We start from the raw sequence: 17,679 nt of genomic DNA on the forward strand, positions 1-17,679 counted from the left end.
TGTCCTGGCAAAAAGTCCGGCGAAAAGTGCTTTGTTGAACCACAAAGACACCAAGATAGAATTTGTGCTTTCTTGGTGTCTTCGCGTGTTTGTGCTTAATCTTCAAGCACCTATATATTTAGGTAGAAATACGTTTGGCTGTCGCAAGTTCCCCCCACAGACCGACAATTGTTCCAAGCAGACAGCACTAGCATCAAAAAAGTGCAAAGACGGAATTCATGGGCAATTATGGTCGCGATTACTGATTTTCAACCAACGAATACGGCAACGAGTCAAGAAACAGCCACAAGCTACAACGAATCTGAGCAGCAATTTATAAAATTGCTCGAAATGGAAGATTTAGACAACAAGCTAGCTGCACAACCTGAACTAGCAAGCGACGTTGAAAGTGCGATCGCTACCGCAATTGAGGCGGCTTACAAGGTAGGAAGTGGTGATGAGCTAGTTGAAGCCGCACACCTCTTTTTGCAGCGCGTGCTGTATCGCATCAATCGGCTCAAGCTGTTTTGGTATGACGATCTGCGCCATTACACCAACGAGCGCTCAATTTGGTTGCAAAAAGTTCGCAACCAAATTGAATCCGCTTGGCAGCAGTGGGAATTGGCACACTTTGATGTAGAAGCACTCCAAAAACTTTCCCCAACCGATGTCAAGCAAGCGCTGAGCGAGCGGGGTGCAGCCGACTTAGATCCTCCCCTATCGGAAGGTAGTCGCTACTTGCGGGAGCAGACAACAGAGGCTGGTTATCGCCGAATCTTGGCAATTGGTTCCTTTGATGGCTTAGTTGAAGGCAGCCGCCTGTCGCGCATTCTGGGAGGCACCGCCAACGCAGTACAATGTACCCTCGTCAAAGTGTTGTTGGAAGAGTACGGCAACGGTCGCCTTTCCCGCAAGCACTCTACCTTTTTTGCCCAGATGCTTGACGAGTTTGGCATGAACACAGAGCCAGAGGGCTACTTCGATTTAGTACCTTGGGAAGTGCTAGCCTGCGCCAATCATAACTTTCTCGTCACCGAGCGCAAAATTTATTTCTTGCGTTACTGCGGTGGATTGACTTATTTTGAAGTGGCAGGTCCTGCGGCATACAAAACCTATCTAGCCGCAGCGCAACGGTTGAAACTTTCTGATGCAGCAATGGGTTACTGGGAACTGCACATTCGGGAAGACGAACGTCACGGTCAATGGATGTTAGATGATGTGGCGATGCCGTTGGTTGACAAGTACCCGAATGATGCTTGGGAAATTGTCCTGGGATATGACCAAGAGAAGCTAATGGGCGATCGCGCTGGTGTAGCGATCGCGCGTTCGGCAAGAGAAGCGGATCGAGAGGCCAATCAATAAAATACATTTTGCCTAAAATACTTGCCGACTTGTTAACAGTCAGTCGTCTTCCATTCTCGTTCTCATGGTTGAACCCTGAGAACGAGAATAAATTTGAATTTTTCTAGTTTTAGTTAGAAGTTAAACAATAAGAATAGGGCACTGAGAACTGTTAACTTCTCAGTACCCTTGATTCGTTCCCGTCTAAAGTGGCTTTTGGGTTTAGGGAAAGATTCTTTAGCGATCGCTCTCCCCCTCCCTGTTTAAACTTTTACAAAGATGTCATGATCTGAATCAGCTCAGTAGATAAATCCACTTGACATTTCTGCTGCTTCCTAAACAAAACACCAGCTAAAAGATAGATGTTCGCTGAGTAAAAAGCCATATTCTTTTCTCGCAACTCTCTAATTGTGTTTTTAACCTTTGGCTCACAACTGTAATAACCAAAGTTTAGAGGGGAGACGATAAAATTAGCAATCGAGTAGCCTTGCATGATTGCATAATTAATAAAGCCCTCCGGATTAGAATAACTAGAGAGCATTAGTAAGACGTTTTCATAATCTAAAGATAAAAGCCGTTTGGCAATTTTAGACCCATCTGTACCCCCATGTAACAGGGGTTGATAAATATTCTCATCTGGCGCTGGAAGGTATGGTGGATTTGAAATCAGATAATCGGCCTTGGGAAGAGATGCCTCAAAGAAAGAAGTATTGTGGATGATATATTGGGCGCTAAGTTCGTATTCCTGAATATTTGATTTAGCAGTTTTCCAGGCTAAGTCATTGAGTTCAAAGCCATGTATAATTCCATCAAATCTGGTTCTCATTAAGGAGTTAATGACTGGGGTTCCATCTCCTGAACCAAATTCGATAATAGTTTTACCATGAGCGCCCTCATTTAAAACTAAACTTTCTAAACATTGAGAATAAAAATTAGATTCTTCTGGGCAATAGAATACATCTTTTACTGGCCTGGATGAAATTAGCATAGTTTTCTCGGTGATAACTATAACAAAGCTAATTCATCCTCTATGCTTTTGTGATCTATCAAGAGAATTATACCCAAAGGCATTGACAAGCATTTACATTTATTTATAATTTTCTAAGGTGTTTTTACAGACTTTTAAAAAACACTGTTTTTTTGAACAAAAAACAACAAATGGCTAATTGCTTTTCAACACTTAGCAATTAGCCATGAGTCATCATTAAGTAATAAATGGAGCTATAAAAAGTTAAGCAACTACTGCCAGTTGGTTAAGATCGCCATTCAATCCACAGGTATAAACTAATCTTTGATGAGTACCTGGAGTTTGGCTAGCAAGCTACAAAATATCTTTGTTAACAAAACCTGGGATGATATCTGTGTGAACGCACATCCATCAGAAGCCAGCATTGCCTAACGTTGTTACTACAAGCATCAAACCAAAGGCGAGGCAATACTGACGACATGAAGCTGTTTCAGGGGTGGTTGATAGCGCTAGAAGCATTAGGGTAGCGTTTGCGGAGGACAACTGTATTGTAGTTGTAGGCGATTGCTAGAATATTTGTGACCAGGCAGGTGCTTCCCAAACATAGCAGGATATAGGTGGGAGGCAGCACTACCCCAACCTGGAACCAAGTAAAGACGTGTAGCACCATCACCAGAGCAAAGACGGTTGCCACTCCAGCACTCCGCCACACCTGAACTTGAGGGCGACAGAGTGCAGCCAGAATCATTGTCCAGATGGTAGCACCCAAGTTGGCTGGAACCAGAAACGCGCAAATGGCGATACAGTGGGCGCGTGAAAACTCAGAGAGGGAATTAAAGTCCAACATCTGTTCATTATATCGAATGGCAAGATTTTACAAGACTTTTTGCGATCGCCTGTAAGCACTCACGGCTGTTGATCACATTTATTCACATACGACTGCGATCGCTTTCCCACCAAAACTGCACGATCTCGTCTAAAACTACATAATTTGTTTTAAATCTAATAAAAACCCAGGTAACACATCTTCTCCTGATAAAGTTGCCGGATTTTCTAAAATTTCCACATCCTGCCCTTGACGATAGATTTCTACTCGCTGGTTTTTCCGGTTGATCAACCAACCCAAACGAGCGCCATTTTCCATATACTCTCTCATTTTCGCCTGTGCGATTTTCAGCGAATCGCTAGGAGAGAGTAACTCAACCACAAAATCAGGACATAGCGGTGCAAATCCCTGTTGTTCTTCGGGGGTCAAAGCATCCCAGCGACGCTCCTCCGGAGCCGCTTCGCTAACGCGTCTTACCCAAGACGCATCAGGTGAACGATCTGCACCATTCGGCAGTTTGAAGCCACTCGAAGAGTCGAAGGCAAGCCCTAAATTGTTTTGTCGGCTCCAAGCTTGGAGTTGATACGATAAATCGATATTACGATTTCCAGTTTCGCTACCTGTAGGGGGCATAATGATTAATTCGCCCGATGCTGTGCGCTCAAATCTTAAATCCCGATTGTTCTGACATAACTGGAAAAACTGCTCGTCTGTCAAGTCAATTGTTAATTTGAGGGTAGAAGGTAAAGTAATTGTTGCTGTGTTCATAAAGTTATTAAAGTATTCACTTGCTTATATTTTTTAGTCTATTATCGCTCTGTTATAAAATTTGTTCGCTTCTTCTTGCTTCTGTATTGGCGCTAAATAAATTGTTTTCTTTTTTTCTCATTCTGGAAAATTTAGTCGTGGACTACCTGCACGAATTCGGAGCTGACTTCTGTAAAAGTCAGCTATCCAGCGATCGCAAAATCTAGGCAAAGGGCGCTACTCCCATCCCCATTGTCAACCTTGAGGTCAACCCTGAGACTGATGTAACCCGCCGTGAGTCGATTAATTTAGTTAATAGAACTTAACATTCGACAACTAAGGCAACGTTCCTGGATGCAATTGAGCTGCAAAGGTGAATGGTTTGTCGTCAGCAACTTTAATAAAAGGATGAGCAACAATGCAATTAAAGCCAATCACAGAGCAAGTCGTCGCCGTCGTTGGCGCTTCTAGCGGCATCGGGCGCGAGACAGCTTTGCAGTTTGCCCACCGAGGCGCAAAAGTAGTCGTCTCAGCTCGCAGCGCACCAGGGTTAAAGTCTTTGGTGGATGAGATACAGCAACAAGGCGGTGAAGCAGTCGCAGTCGTTGCTGATGTCACGGATTTCGAGCAAGTAAAAGCGATCGCAGATAAAGCTGTGCAGGTATACGGGCGACTCGATACCTGGGTGCATTGCCCCGCCACGGGCGTTTTTGCCACTTTCGACAATACAACACCGGAAGAGTTTAAGCGGATTATCGATATCAGCCTGATGGGGCAGGTATACGGAGCAATGGCGGCGCTACCTCATCTCAAGCGTGAAGGACGCGGGGCGCTGATCCACATCTCTTCAATGGAAGGCAGGCGTTCATTACCCCTCCAGAGTGCCTACTCCTCAGCAAAGCACGGGGTTGAGGGCTTTCTAGAATCTCTGCGCGTCGAGCTGCAACATGAGGGAATCCCCATCAGTGTGACGAGTGTGAAGCCATCCGTGATCAACACGCCCTTCTACAACAACGGTCGCACAAAATTAGGCGTCAAGCCGACGGGAATACCGCCGTACTATGAGCCGAACCTTGTTGCTGATGCGATCCTCTACGTAGCCGAACACCCCACTCGTGACTTTATTGTGGGGGATGTGGGCAAGCTGTTAGATGTGGTTCAGCGCATCTCACCGGGACTGGTGGATCAAATTTTGGTTCTCATCGGCTTCAATTTTCAGAAAACCAACGAGCCAAAGTCTGAAGATGCGCCAGATAATCTTTACGAGCCGATTCTCAGCCATGACAAAGTAGAAGGAGATTTTGGCAATCTAACGATTCCCTCCTTTACTGACTGGCTGGATAAGAATCCGCCGGTTAAATGGGGCGCTGTAGCAGCTGCGGCGTTGGGAGTTGCCGCAGTCGTCAAAGAGTTTTTCCCAGGAAATAATATTTAAGGCGATCGCATCAGGGACACTACTCGGTTGAAGCGATCGCATCCAACCTCAGCCGCCTTCTCATCTAAAGTTGCGATCGCTCTCATAATTCTTAAAAGGAATGGGAAATTGGAAAGAAGGCACGCCTAATTTCATTTCCACTTCTCCATTCCCAAACAGCAACAAACTATCAATGACCCGATTCACAAATTAGATGTTATGCCTTCAACCTTCCATCTTCTAGATGCAACACTCGATCGGCAACATCCATAATTCGACTATCGTGTGTCACCATCAGAACCGTGCAACCGCCTTCCTTCGCGAGCTGACGCAGTAACTCAATCACAGCGTGTCCGGAGTGAGAATCTAAAGCCGCCGTAGGCTCATCTGCCATAATCAACTGAGGATTGCCAGCTAAAGCACGAGCGATCGCTACCCGTTGTTTTTGTCCCCCAGATAAATCGCGGGGTAAATTTTTCGCCTTATCCGCCAATCCCACCTGTTCTAGCAAAATTTGTGCTTGTTGCCGTGCCATTCGTCCCCGAATCCCTTTCAGATTCAGCGCTACTTCTATATTCTCAGCCGCAGTCAGCGCCGGAAACAAGTTAAATCCTTGAAAAATAAAGCCAATATTTTCCAGTCTGAACTTTGCTAACTGGCTCCGAGACATCCTTGTAATCTCTTCCCCCAGCAAGTGTACGCTGCCAGCAGTCGGCGTCAAAATCCCAGCCAAAATTGAGAGTAAGGTCGTTTTACCCGATCCAGATGGCCCCATCAATAGTTGAATATCGCCCTTGAAGATTTCCAGATTGACTCTTTTAAGGGCTTGGAAACGCGATCCTCCCGACTGGAATACCATTTCTACTCCGATGCCGATAATGGCTTTTCTGTGAGCCTGAAGCGAACTCATAGAAGGAATAGCATCTAGATTTCGGACACTGGCAAATTGAGTACGGTTGCTTTGGGAAAGAATCATCAAAATTTCTATTCGTTAGGTCTAAACTACAACGAGTTACTAAATGCAATCTGTCTTAAGTAACCATACTCCGGACAAAATTTCAACGGAAGCATCGAAGGAAAGAATCAGATGCAGGCTTTAAGAAGAAACCGAACATTAATGTCTCCGGCTCTAGATAAAAGCTGTTCGACTATTGAATAGCGAGCAGGAATCAATCTATTTGATAGAGATTGACATTAGGGACTAAATAGTAGGTGTGACTTTAGGTAGTACGAACCCTGCTCTCCTCACCGTTTCAAGTGAGATTGAATTACACTCACCTACTTAAAGTACGCATACTCTCCAAAATAGGTTTGTATAATGTTTTAATTTCTAATTGTTCCGCCCTGTTGCCAATATAAAGTTCAACTCACTATCAGTTAGGATAAAACAGACATCTACATTTATTATTGATGGTCATTGAGTATATCAGGTTCCTGAAAACCATCGACTATTATCATAAAGCGGCAAAATTCTAAAATCATGCCTTAAAAACAATAGCCGGATCGACACGAGTCACTCTTTGGATAGCAAAGATAGCTGAACCAACACACATCAGAGTCGTAATCCCAAAGATGGCGATCGCACTTCCAGGCGTGATTAAAATGATGATTCCCTGAGTAGCAAACGTCCAAGCTCCCAACCCCTGGCAAAGAACCATGCTGGGAATATAGCCCAGAACCGCCATCCAGAGAGCCTGCTCGACAATCACACCGTAAATTTTCCAATCAGAAGCTCCCATCGCCTTGAGCGTACCATACTCCTTTAAGTGGTCAGATACAGAAGCGTAGAGGATCTGACCTGCGATCGCCATCCCGATAATAATGCCAACAACGGCACCCAAGCCCAAAATAAACCCAATTCCCGTGCGCTGCTGCCAGAAAACCCGCGTCTGCGATGCCATTTCGGCCTTCGTATAAGCGCGGGTATCTGGTAGTGCTGCTTCTAACTTTTTCTTGAGTTGCTGTAAATCTTGACCGGGCTTTGCCTGCACCAATACATAGGTGATTAAATCAGTAGGAGTTAATTTCTGGGGTGCAGGAGCAGATAGATTATTCGCAGCGGGTGGGTTATTAAAACTGGCGGAAGCACTGGTACATTTTATGTCACCCGATTGGAGCTTGCAGTTTAAACTCGTCGTTACGCGGGAATTTGCGTAAGCGTTGGCAGTCTCCAACGAGGTGAACAAAAAAGTATTCGATGTAATTGATTGAGTGTCTTGCGTCAGAGCAACTAACTGTGCCTTAAATGAGCCAACTTCAGCAACATCGCCAATTTGTTTGATGTTCAAAGGACGCAAATTAGATTTATCCAGCATTACCGTGTAAGGCTGCTTTAAGGCACTCAAACTTCCTTGAATAACTTTCCCTGGACTAAATAATTCTCCGGCTGGATTGAATCCGATGATTCTCATCGGTGAAATCTTGTTCCGAGAATCTCGCCACAAAGATGCTTGGACAATCAGCGGTTCAGCTTGTTCTACGCCTTCTACCCGTCGAGCCTCAACAACTCGCTGCGCGGGTATGGGTAGTGTCAGCTCCATGTGAATCATATCCGCTGAGGATACCCAGATATCAGCATTGGAATTGTCGATTAGCAAAGTCGTAGCGCGAGTAAATCCATTGAAAATACCCGTTTGAATAGTGACTAAGCTAACTGCAAACATAATCCCCGCCTGAGCTGCCAGGAAGCGGGGAATATCCTCAAATAGGTTTTTGCGGGCGATTGATGCCATGAAAGGAGTTGTTTACTAGCGTGTTTATTATAAAACCGGAAAATTGAAAGACAATTTCCGCAAAACGAGCGAAATAAACTGAAAATTGCGTTACAGTACCCCAAACCCGATTTCTTAGAACAATCAGATTTGCTAATCCTATTCATTGTGCTTACCGATATATCCGCACTAAGATGGATTTTTTAAATCTTATTTTACTGTGAAAGGATTAAGCTTGGTTCTGGCTGCGATTTCCCTATAATTACCGACGTGCTGAGAGGAGTTCAATGCGATCGCGTCTTTTACGTGTCAGAGGAAATCTCGCCTATCCAGCGTTAAGCCAAGCCTCTGGCTATCAAACAATGCCGCTGCGCTCTCTACCTTTGCCTTTACCAATTTAATACCCGCGAAAGAGTAAAGAGCGATACTAACTAAGCTACCTTCATAAATAGAAACATCGTAATAAACAGACTACGCTCAACTTAAAATAACATAGGAGAAAAATTCATGAGCGACGAACAAAATCCAGTATTGCCAGAAGATCCCAGCGAAGCAGAACCGGGAAGAGGGGCACCAGGAAACAACCACATTGGAGTTCAATTATCGCAATCAGTATTGGGCGTGAATGCAGCAGATGCGGTGATTCCATCTAATGTGGACAAAGAGCTGAATAAACACCAAGTTGAAGCAGCTAGAGAACAAGAAGAAGGAACTGGTTTAGATACGACCGAGGGTTACATCCTGGATGAAGCGGGGCAGCTAAACAATTTTGCGATTGAGCCTCCAATGTATGTAGAAGAGAAATAATATACGACCTTTGCTGGGAGTGCCAATCATCAGCCTCCCGGCATATTTACATATTTAAAAACAAAAATTTAATAACTTTGCCTGAAATCCTAGCGTCTCAACTGTAGGTAACAAAAAGACGTTATCGGCATTAGTTATGAAAAAAATATACTTTTTGATTATGGGGGCAGTTGCGATTTCGGCAATTACTGGTGCCACTCTAGCAACAGCCGGTCGCCAAACTGGGGCACAGAACCAACAAAGCATAGAAACAAATATACCGGAATCAACTTCGATCCCAGAAGCAACTGCGATCGCTTCCACCGTTAAAACCAACAACGATGCAGTTGAAGCCACAACGCCACAGATAAAGACTCAAACGGATGTGGCAATACAGCCAAAGCTGGATGACTTTCCCCATCAACGCATCGTTCTGGTAGATGAAGTAAACCCAGAAAGTGACTTCGCTCAATTTCGGCAACAGTTGCGGGAAGCAGTGCGATCGCGCGATGCTGAGTTTCTGCAATCCATTTTGCCCCCCAACCAAATTGGCATTGGTCACGGCATCAGCACCCTCCCCGATTTAAAGCTAGAAAATCACAATGCCCCAATCTGGGGATGGCTAGAAAAAGCCCTAGCTGCCGGTTGTTTTCAAACCACTAACCAGGGGCAACCGGACGTTGATCCCCAATCTCCAGGTTGGATTTGTAACACCGTACCGCGCGATTTTGCTCGACAGTATCCCGCACCAAATTCTGCCGATGGCGTTTCCTACGAATTAAGCCGCGTCATCGTTGTAGGTGAAAATGTGAACGTGCGATCGCAACCCAGCGTGGAGAGTCCTGTAGTCGGCTTACTCTCAAACGAAGTCGTCAAAGTCAATCGTCAAATCGAAGAACAACGTGCTAGAGAACGCGCACAACGGGGCGAAGATTACAGTTCCATCAATGGGTGGACTGCGGTGATTTTGCCAAATGCAAAACCGGGCTACATTTCCAATCGCTTCGCTTATTCTCCCCTGGAATATCAAGCCGTCTTTGGCACAGTAAAAGGGCAATGGCGTCTGCTTTATATGCCCGGTGGAGAGTAAATCAAGGTAAAAGTATCGCTATTTCGGGGAAAATTAGACAGGCGATCGGGAATTAAAAGCAAGTTTCCTACAGACTAAGCTTGAAGCGAGATCGATGAAGTTCGCAAAGGTGACTTCACAAAAACTATCTCTGTATTTTCGAGCCAGCAAAGATTCTGTTACCTTGTCAAAATTCTCCAGCCTGATGAATACCTTTGAGAGCAACGTCCATGCCAGTAGACTTAATCATTCTAATTGCCGCACTCATCGTATCCTGGTTAGTCTTCACCTTACTAATTAAGGTAGTGAAAGCCAGCATCAGTACAGCCATTTTCATTGCGGCAGTTGTTCTCGTTTTACAACTCTTCTTTGGCATCGGCCCCCAAGACCTTTGGCAGCAGATAACCCAACTTCCCCAAACTATTTTACGAATGGTTACGGGCAATTAATTAAATTGGCGAAAGTTCATAGTGTAGGGGAGTTTATCAATATGCTTGTCCGATCGCCAATATTTTGTTAAACCCGTCCCTACAAATCAGTTGTTTTTCGGATGCACTGATAATGACCTATTAAGCCATAATCATCTTGGCAACCTTTTCCATCACCTTACTCAAGGGATGATCTGGAAACCGCAGGCAAAAAAGATCGCTACTTGCCATTTGAATCATCTCTTCCGAAAGCGGCAAAATTCCAGCCACCGGAGCATTGTAGGTTTTTTCTACCTGTTGCTTCAAGGCATCAAAATCCAAAACGGGTAGCGCCTTATTTACTAGCAGCAACATCTTAGGCACTTGTAATTTCCGAGCCACTTCCACCGTCACAGCAGTTCCCTGAAAGTCTTGGCGGTCTGGACGCAAAATTAGCACCAAGATATCAGAGATAGTAATAGAAAGTAGAGTTTCTTCGTTAAGACCTGGGTGGGTGTCAATAAATAAGTAATCCAGATTCAAGGTTTCCATTATCTCTTGGAAACCGTCATTGAGGAGACCAAAATCAAATCCCTCGCGCAGCACTTTAGTAATATCCCCCGCTTTGATACTAGAAGGAATCAGATGAATGCTGCCGCCTTTAACGCCAGTTTTTCTTAAAACTGAGGTGACATCATAAGCAGCTTCTTCAATTAAACAGCGACCCCACAGGTAGTCATTGAGAGAGTGTTCCATCTTCTGCTCATCGAAACCGAAAAGCACGTGAATTCCTGGCGATTGAATATCGGTATCAACGATACCAACGCGATACCCAAAGCGAGCCACTAAAGCTGCCAGATTCGCCGTCGAATTTGATTTGCCGGTGCCACCCCGGAATGAGTGGATGGACACAATTTTTGACATGGTTTACCTCAATATGTGAGAGGATTCTTCATCCTTAACAGAAAACAATCGAGAAAGCCCACTCAAGGGCGCGGGGAATGAACCGTGCGGCTTATACGCTATACCATTTTGTCTTTTGGTTGCAACATATAGATTCTCAGATGCCCTTTTTTCAAGCGTTAGGGAGGGGCTGGAAGAAGGGTTAATATAGTACTTCACAACCTCAATAGGATTACAACCTTATCAAGGTAGTAGAAACTTGCGTTTAGGCTAATTCCCACAACTTGATAGACGCTTATTTCGTTTACTCACTCCAGGTTCTGCCAGATATTTGTAGATAGCTTGCTTCGCTGTTTAGAGGCAAGGCGAGGTCGGTAGCGGAGTGTTTCTCCCTCTTCTAGTTCTTGCACGACGCCTTGAGCTACTAGAGCTTCTAACTGGGTGCGGACAACTTCCTCACTTTCGCCAGTGTGAGCTGCCACTTCCGGCAAGGTCACGTTTTTTTGACGCATCATCCAGTTGACGAGTTTTTGCAGGTCATCGGGCAAATTCATCATATCAAGCATATTCAGACCAATATCAGTTTGGTGTCCGCTGGAATCGGTGGGTGATTGATCGATTCGATCCTGATTCATCTTTTCCTTCCTTGTTCTTCAGCTAATGATGTGAATCGCGAGCCTACGCATCCGGCGTAGCATCCTCAGTTCGATGTATCGATAGATGTCCTCTAATAGCGCTTTATCTCGCCGCCATCAGGTAGATTCAGTCTCTGTATTCCTCACTGTTTTTGCCCGTTGCTGCAACTGCTGGAAGTAATCGAGTTCTTCGCTTTCAGCTTCCTGGCTAGTCTCTAGAGCTTCTATTGTTGAGGAATTTGACTCGGTAGTGGTTTCTGCGTGCCCGTCGCTGCTCGAATTTCTCAAGTTTGCTCGTTGCTGCAACTGCTGGAAGTAATCGAGTTCTTCGGTTTCAGTTTCTTGGCTTGCTGGTGTGACATCTGCTATTGAGGTATTTAACTCAGTGGCAGCTTGGGTTTGCCTATCTTCCTCCCAATTTCTCAAGGTTGCTCGTTGCTGCAACTGCTGGAAGTAGTCGAGTTCTTCGGTTTCTTCAACTTCTTGGCTTGGCTGGAGGACTTTTGGGGTGGAGGTATTGGACTCAATTGCGGCTTCTCCCTGTCCGTCCTGCTGATTGCTTAATTCTTCGACAGGAGAAGTAATTTGGCTTGCCAATGCAACTTCTGGTATTTCAACGTTTGATTCCGCAACAGCTTCTGCTTGCCCATCATGATGCCGATTTCTTAACTTTTTACCCTTTTTCTGTAACTGCTGTAAGTAGTCGATTTCTGCTGTTGTTTCAGTGGCTTGGCTTGCCTGTGTAGCTTCTGGTATTTCAACAGTTGGCTCAGTGGTAGCTTCTGCTTCCCCATCATTGGATCGATTTCTTAACTCTTGCCCCTTTTGCTGCAACTGCTGTAAATAGTCGATTTCTGTGGTTGTTTCAGCGGCTTCTGGGATTTCAACTGTTGACTCAGTGGTAGCTTCTGCTTCCCCATCATTGGAGCGATTCCTGAAACTTCTTCCCTTTTGCTGCAACTGTTGTAAGTAGTCGGTTTCTGCCGTTGTTTCAGCCGCTTCTGCCCTCTCGACTTTTAATTTAGAAGTTGTTTTTTCAGAAGAATTGCTTTCTCGACTCCTGAGATTTTTCGCCTTTTCTTGCAACTCTTGGAAGTAGTCACTTTCTGTAATTTCCGCTACTTGGCGTTCTTTCTTTTCCTGGTCAATCTCAATATCGATTTTTAAAAACCCTTTGACGCCTTGATAGATGGCTTTGGCGTATCCTCTATCTATCAAAACGACGCCGACTGCCGTTGTCACCAGTGCCAATGCTGGGGGCACGAGGGGTATCCATCCTGCTTTGAGAAACAAAACATAACAAGTTCCAAACAAGAGGGCGATCGCTCCCCCTCCCGCAATCACCAAGAGCAAGGGACGCCGAATTCGCCATGCCACTAAGCCTCCCACCAACGACCAGGCCCAAATCCATCCAATTTCGCCCCACTCATTCCAGTACCAAAATAGCGGTCGTTTATCCAGAACTGCACTGAGGATCTGACTCACAACCTGAGCATGAATGACCACTCCGGGCATTTTCTGAGTGCCTTCTTGAGCAGCACTATAGGGCGTGTTGAAGTCGTCATTCACGCTAACTGCGGTGTAGCCAACCAAAACAACCCGATCTTTGACTAAAGCTGGATCTATCTTGCCTTTGAGTACATCTGTAAGCGTTATCTTTTGGGCAGGCAGATTTGCCGAACGGTAGTTAATCAACATCTGCAACCCTTCCGTGTCGGCTTTCCGGTATCCGCCAGCATTCGGATCGGGGCTTTTGAAGAGAGTGGAACCGATCTTCAGATTCCCGTCATCTGAAGGTTCTGCTTCGATTCCCTCAGCTTGCAGGTACATGAGTGCTAGGGTCAAATCCAAGGAGGTGAGTTGCTCTTCGGGATCGCTACAAAGATGGGGGTTCTCTAAGGGAGCGTTCGGGACTGGAGGATTTGCCACTAAGAGACTGCGGCGAACCCATCCATCAGGTTCTTTGACAAAATCAGCAAATCCCACTTGGTCTGGTGAGATTCCAGGCGGTGGCGGAAATCCTGCCTGTTTACCATCACTGAGTTGGCAGATCGTAATAATGCGATCGCTTCCTTTGAGGATCTTCAATAAATTGGCATTCCCCTCTTTGACCGGAACATCCCGAATAATATCTATACCGATGGCTCTCGGTTCATACTGCTCTAGTTTCTCTAACGCTTTGGCAATTGTGGCATCCGAGATAGGCCACCCTTTCTCAGTTTGGATATCTCCCTCAGTAATCTCCACCAGCAACAGGCGATTATCTGGACCTTCATCACGACGCATCCGAGTCAGCTGGTCAAAAGCACCCAGCTCTTGTCCTTGGAGTATCCCTAGTTGCCTAGCTCCCACGACCAAGCTTGTCGCCACCACACTGGTGAGAACAACTTGTCCACCAAAATTTAAAGCTGCTGTGCGTAGGTTGTTTGTGTTTGATAGCAGGGAGCGAATCTTTGAACTGAGCTGAGAAACCATATAATTGCCGCCTCCTCTCTAGGGGCTAGAGTTTTAATCTTCGCTCAATGTGTAGCTTAAACAGAGGAAATTAAGATTAAGAATTTGTATGTATCCTTGTGTCCTTGAAAATTGTTTAAGCCGCAAATTGAGCCGTCAAGAACAAAAAAATTAATTGACTACAAAACTTTATGAAGCTTTCGAGAAGAAATCGGACAAATAGATATTTTTTTGATCGACAAAAGAAAAAGTGCCAACTTGAGAGATAATTTTATAGTAGTTATAACATCAAATTTTGTAATAAGCAAAAACCAGCGCTTTTAAGTACCCACTAAGGCAAGAAACATGACAAAATTAATCGCTAATTTCTAGAGATATGCCAGGAAAAGTGGGAAACTTTGTTGAAGATCAAAGAGTCTTTGTCTAAAACCACTACGGTCGCGATCGAGTTTATTTACAAAGCACGATGCCTCATGGAGGCGATCCCTTTGGAAAGTGTTTCGATCCCTTTGTATGCACTCCGCTTGCTGCTTGCTAGGTAAACCCACTGCAACAACTTAAAGATTATGGTGAACAAGTCTTCTGTGTATTTCACAACACTCTCCTTAGCCTTGTTTGTGGGGCTTAGTGCGATCGCTACCAGCTTTCCAGCCACCGCCACCACAAAAAGCAAACCGATTCAACAACCCAGCCTGAACCGTAGGGAAATGCGTGTGGCAGGACGCTTAAGATTTAGGCTGCCAAGGGTTGGGGCACCCAAAACTAGAGAACCGGGAGCATCGCGTGGTAGCAGCAGCTGCGCCGCCCAAGGAAAGTCGCTCATGGCATTGTTACCCAGCACAAATGTAGGTTTGACTGTAGCAGCTCGCCCGACATTATTTGTTGCTGTTCCTAAAACTTCCGCCCAAGACGCAGAGTTTATTCTGTATGACGGCGAAACAAGTCAGCAGGTAATATACGAAACAACATTGCCGATTCCTAGCACAGGAGGTGTTGTGAGTGTTAGCCTTCCTCAAAAGGATGCACCCTCGTTAGTTGCTGGCAAAAAATACCGTTGGTCGTTATCAATGATTTGCGATGCTGAAGATCGGGGAGCAGATATTTCTGTAGAAGGGTGGATTCAACGAGTCCAACCAAATGTTGCCCTGAGGAATGATCTAAAGAAAGCAGCACCGCGCGATCGCCCAGCCATTTATGCAGAAGCTGGGATGTGGCTTGACACCCTCTCATCTCTAGCTGACTTACGTAACGCCAATCCTAGCGATTTCACCTTAGAGACCGATTGGAAAGACTTGTTAAAGTTAGTTAATCTCGGCACAGTGGCGGAAGAACCCTTAGTGGTAGATATCACTCAGAAGCCAACCCGATAAAGGAAAGCATTGCAGCGAATTAGGGGTAAGGGTCAAGCCCTTACTCCTACTTTATTCTGGCTGCACCAGCTGACTAATTTCTGTCACCCAATCCCGGCGATCGCGATGTTCCAGATTGAGGATATCCTCTAAAGACCAGTGAAAGTGAAAAGCTATCAAGGCTACCTCTTGGCGTAGTACGTCCGAAGGGTAGCCTAGAATTCCCCCGATAGAGAAAGCTCCACCTGAAATTGACGATTGCACTGGGGACACTGAACCGGAATGTAAGCTTCCCCCTCCTGGTTAATGCGATTGTAAAACTCCCGCAAATATGCCAGATCTCGCGAGAAAAGACCCTCTAACAGTGTAGGCGTTACCTCGGTTACAGTACCGATACAGGTAATCACCCGCGAGAGCATTACCAAGACTCCATAAGCTGGATTATCCTGAACGCCCCGGTCTTTTTGGACGCACATTTCATCTTTTGCCGTTGCCAGACGCATCACCCCCTGGCGATGAACGCCCCCTTGAGCATCGACCAATCCTCTAGGGAGGACAAATTCAAATTCTGTTTGGATGCGATCGCTGTCCATCTCGTCGGGTTACTCGGAATCAGAAGCTAGTGCAGAATTTGCAGGGGGGTTTGTGGCTTCTTTCAATCCTGCATTTTCCTGTTCTAGGTCATTAATTTGACGATAAAATTTCTGGAGATAATTCAGATCACACGCAAAAAAGCCTTCAACCACTGAAGGCGTGACCTCCTCCAACGCTCCCAAGCGGACAATCACGCGAGACAAAATAATCACTGTAGCGTAGGCAGGATTTGATTTAACACGCGGATCTCGCAAAGGAACAATCTCATCCATCGCCCTCGACAAACGCATCACACCTTTGCGGTGCAGATTGCCATCCGCATCGAGATATCCCTTAGGTAAAGTAAATTCAAACTCAGTTTGAATCATTCCTTGCTACTTGAATCCGTTTTAACTGTTCAACTGTCATTTCTATTTCTTCAATCTCCAGCTCACCCCCAGCCGCATTCACATCAGAAATTTTATAGCTAGTAGGCCACGCCCGTTGAAACTCAAATCTAAACTGTTCTTCCGCCGCTTGATTATAAATCACCAAAGAACCATCTCGTCGTTGTTCAGCCCAATCTCCATCCTGGACAGCTTGAATCCAGTTCCATAACGTCATCGAACAAGTCAGCCCCCGGCGCAAAGTGATATTGCTGTAACTCACCTTACCCGGAATTTTTGTACTGACAATTCGACCCTTAGATTCCCCATCTTTTCCCCACTTTTGAGGTGTCACCTCTGAGATTTCTATCACCTGTTGGGTTGACTTAAAACCGCTACAATCCATAAAGTAGCCGTCTACTGCATCATTGCTGCCATTTAGTTTTAGTTCTAGAAAAAATCGGCAAGTGGTGAGAATTTCAGGGAAGTCTGTCACAGTTGATACCGCCTTACAACTAATGAGCTTTCGAGCTGATAAATCAATGACTGGTGAATAAGACTGTGTAACATCTCACCTCACCAGCGCAGTTTTACAGGGAGTTGACTTTAAAATTCTTTCTACGCCGATACAGTAAACTTCATCCGCTCGTAGTTAAGCTTAAGCGTCCAAGTTTCCAGTTCGCTACTTCCTGCGTCCCGCTTAGGAACATCAAAACTATTGGGAAGCACGCCTACAAAGCTGTACGTTAACCCCACCTTCCCCTCTGAACCGGAGTAATAGACATTAATTGTCATTTCTTTGCGTAAAGTTCGCGCTTTTGCAGCTTCCCCAAGGTTAGCTTTCGAGGCACAATCCTTGTACCACTCCCACAGCTTATCGTCATTCCCGCCTTGATGCGCTCCTGGCACCAAAACGAGCGTTATCTCGCCATACTTCGGTTGACTTGGAACACTGAGAACCAGCGATTTTCCCTTCGGGCCAGAACCGATGGCATTATCAGCACCCTTTGGGGACATATCTACTGACATCCCACTGACTTCTTTGATAATGATGTCTTTGATATCACCAATTGCTACATCGTAGTTATCACTAGATAGTAACTCAACAGCATCAGCCATAAATAACCTTCCA

At 45.4% G+C, this 17,679-nt stretch carries 19 protein-coding genes; 6 read left to right on the forward strand and 13 right to left on the reverse strand.

Going from position 1 to position 17,679, the window contains the following annotated elements; all coding sequences use genetic code 11:
* The first annotated feature begins 228 nt into the window (after positions 1–228).
* On the forward strand, positions 229–1,341 hold the full coding sequence (locus H6F52_RS11365; RefSeq protein WP_190534672.1) for an iron-containing redox enzyme family protein: 1,113 nt from the start codon (positions 229–231) through the stop codon (positions 1,339–1,341).
* 250 nt (positions 1,342–1,591) lie between these two features.
* Here H6F52_RS11365 and H6F52_RS11370 read toward each other — a convergent pair whose 3' ends face one another.
* The 3 genes from H6F52_RS11370 to H6F52_RS11380 form a co-directional block, all read right to left on the reverse strand.
* Complete coding sequence (locus H6F52_RS11370; protein ID WP_190430526.1) at positions 1,592–2,308, reverse strand: class I SAM-dependent methyltransferase; 717 nt, start codon at positions 2,306–2,308, stop codon at positions 1,592–1,594.
* 469 nt (positions 2,309–2,777) lie between these two features.
* Complete coding sequence (locus tag H6F52_RS11375; protein ID WP_190534675.1) at positions 2,778–3,134, reverse strand: hypothetical protein; 357 nt, start codon at positions 3,132–3,134, stop codon at positions 2,778–2,780.
* A gap of 135 nt (positions 3,135–3,269) precedes the next feature.
* A complete protein-coding gene (locus H6F52_RS11380) occupies positions 3,270–3,881 on the reverse strand; it encodes a Uma2 family endonuclease (RefSeq protein ID WP_190534678.1) in 612 nt (203 codons plus the stop codon).
* Between the two features lie 397 nt (positions 3,882–4,278).
* Here H6F52_RS11380 and H6F52_RS11385 point away from each other — a divergent pair, with 397 nt between their 5' ends.
* Positions 4,279–5,295 (forward strand): SDR family oxidoreductase, encoded by a 1,017-nt coding sequence (locus H6F52_RS11385; protein WP_190430524.1) that lies wholly within the window; start codon positions 4,279–4,281, stop codon positions 5,293–5,295.
* Between the two features lie 196 nt (positions 5,296–5,491).
* On the opposite strand, the gene H6F52_RS11390 is transcribed toward H6F52_RS11385, so the two are convergent.
* Together H6F52_RS11390 and H6F52_RS11395 are read right to left on the reverse strand one after the other, a co-directional pair.
* A complete protein-coding gene (locus H6F52_RS11390) occupies positions 5,492–6,184 on the reverse strand; it encodes an ABC transporter ATP-binding protein (protein ID WP_199292335.1) in 693 nt (230 codons plus the stop codon).
* Positions 6,185–6,752: 568 nt separating this feature from the next.
* Complete coding sequence (locus tag H6F52_RS11395; protein WP_190412597.1) at positions 6,753–8,006, reverse strand: FtsX-like permease family protein; 1,254 nt, start codon at positions 8,004–8,006, stop codon at positions 6,753–6,755.
* 486 nt (positions 8,007–8,492) lie between these two features.
* Between H6F52_RS11395 and H6F52_RS11400 the strand changes: the two genes are divergently transcribed.
* The 3 genes from H6F52_RS11400 to H6F52_RS11410 all read left to right on the forward strand — a co-directional run bounded on the left by H6F52_RS11400 (position 8,493) and on the right by H6F52_RS11410 (position 10,289).
* On the forward strand, positions 8,493–8,792 hold the full coding sequence (locus H6F52_RS11400) for a hypothetical protein (RefSeq protein WP_190412599.1): 300 nt from the start codon (positions 8,493–8,495) through the stop codon (positions 8,790–8,792).
* Positions 8,793–8,928: 136 nt separating this feature from the next.
* Positions 8,929–9,861 carry an SH3 domain-containing protein gene (locus tag H6F52_RS11405; protein WP_190534681.1) on the forward strand — a complete coding sequence of 311 codons (933 nt, stop codon included), beginning with the start codon at positions 8,929–8,931 and terminating at the stop codon, positions 9,859–9,861.
* Between the two features lie 209 nt (positions 9,862–10,070).
* On the forward strand, positions 10,071–10,289 hold the full coding sequence (locus tag H6F52_RS11410; protein ID WP_190534684.1) for a hypothetical protein: 219 nt from the start codon (positions 10,071–10,073) through the stop codon (positions 10,287–10,289).
* A gap of 120 nt (positions 10,290–10,409) precedes the next feature.
* On the opposite strand, the gene H6F52_RS11415 is transcribed toward H6F52_RS11410, so the two are convergent.
* From H6F52_RS11415 to H6F52_RS11425, 3 genes are all read right to left on the reverse strand, one after another.
* Positions 10,410–11,171, reverse strand: a complete 762-nt coding sequence (locus H6F52_RS11415) for a MinD/ParA family protein (RefSeq protein ID WP_190412602.1) — start codon at positions 11,169–11,171, stop codon at positions 10,410–10,412.
* A 287-nt stretch (positions 11,172–11,458) separates the two neighbouring features.
* Positions 11,459–11,785, reverse strand: a complete 327-nt coding sequence (locus H6F52_RS11420) for an ArsR family transcriptional regulator (protein WP_190534687.1) — start codon at positions 11,783–11,785, stop codon at positions 11,459–11,461.
* A 117-nt stretch (positions 11,786–11,902) separates the two neighbouring features.
* Positions 11,903–14,260, reverse strand: coding sequence for a CHASE2 domain-containing protein (locus tag H6F52_RS11425; protein ID WP_190534690.1), 2,358 nt, complete (start codon positions 14,258–14,260; stop codon positions 11,903–11,905).
* Positions 14,261–14,805: 545 nt separating this feature from the next.
* Between H6F52_RS11425 and H6F52_RS11430 the strand changes: the two genes are divergently transcribed.
* Entirely contained in the window at positions 14,806–15,609 is an 804-nt protein-coding gene (locus tag H6F52_RS11430; protein ID WP_190687960.1) for a DUF928 domain-containing protein, read from the forward strand.
* Positions 15,610–15,660: 51 nt separating this feature from the next.
* Here the strand turns inward: H6F52_RS11430 and H6F52_RS26425 are convergent, their stop codons facing one another.
* From H6F52_RS26425 to H6F52_RS11450, 5 genes are all read right to left on the reverse strand, one after another.
* On the reverse strand, positions 15,661–15,819 hold the full coding sequence (locus H6F52_RS26425; protein ID WP_347276133.1) for a DUF6760 family protein: 159 nt from the start codon (positions 15,817–15,819) through the stop codon (positions 15,661–15,663).
* Positions 15,804–16,181, reverse strand: a complete 378-nt coding sequence (locus H6F52_RS11435) for a phage tail assembly protein (RefSeq protein ID WP_190436942.1) — start codon at positions 16,179–16,181, stop codon at positions 15,804–15,806. The genes H6F52_RS26425 and H6F52_RS11435 overlap by 16 nt, the downstream gene beginning before the upstream one ends.
* Before the next feature lie 9 nt (positions 16,182–16,190).
* Positions 16,191–16,550: a hypothetical protein gene (locus tag H6F52_RS11440; RefSeq protein ID WP_190534696.1), complete on the reverse strand. Its 360-nt coding sequence runs from the start codon at positions 16,548–16,550 to the stop codon at positions 16,191–16,193.
* A complete protein-coding gene (locus tag H6F52_RS11445; protein WP_190412608.1) occupies positions 16,537–17,043 on the reverse strand; it encodes a phage tail protein in 507 nt (168 codons plus the stop codon). Before H6F52_RS11445 ends, H6F52_RS11440 begins: the two co-directional genes overlap by 14 nt.
* A gap of 122 nt (positions 17,044–17,165) precedes the next feature.
* On the reverse strand, positions 17,166–17,666 hold the full coding sequence (locus H6F52_RS11450) for a phage tail protein (protein WP_190412609.1): 501 nt from the start codon (positions 17,664–17,666) through the stop codon (positions 17,166–17,168).
* Positions 17,667–17,679: the final 13 nt, after the last annotated feature.

The sequence above is a fragment of the Coleofasciculus sp. FACHB-542 genome (assembly GCF_014695825.1).
Classification (GTDB): domain Bacteria; phylum Cyanobacteriota; class Cyanobacteriia; order Cyanobacteriales; family FACHB-T130; genus FACHB-T130.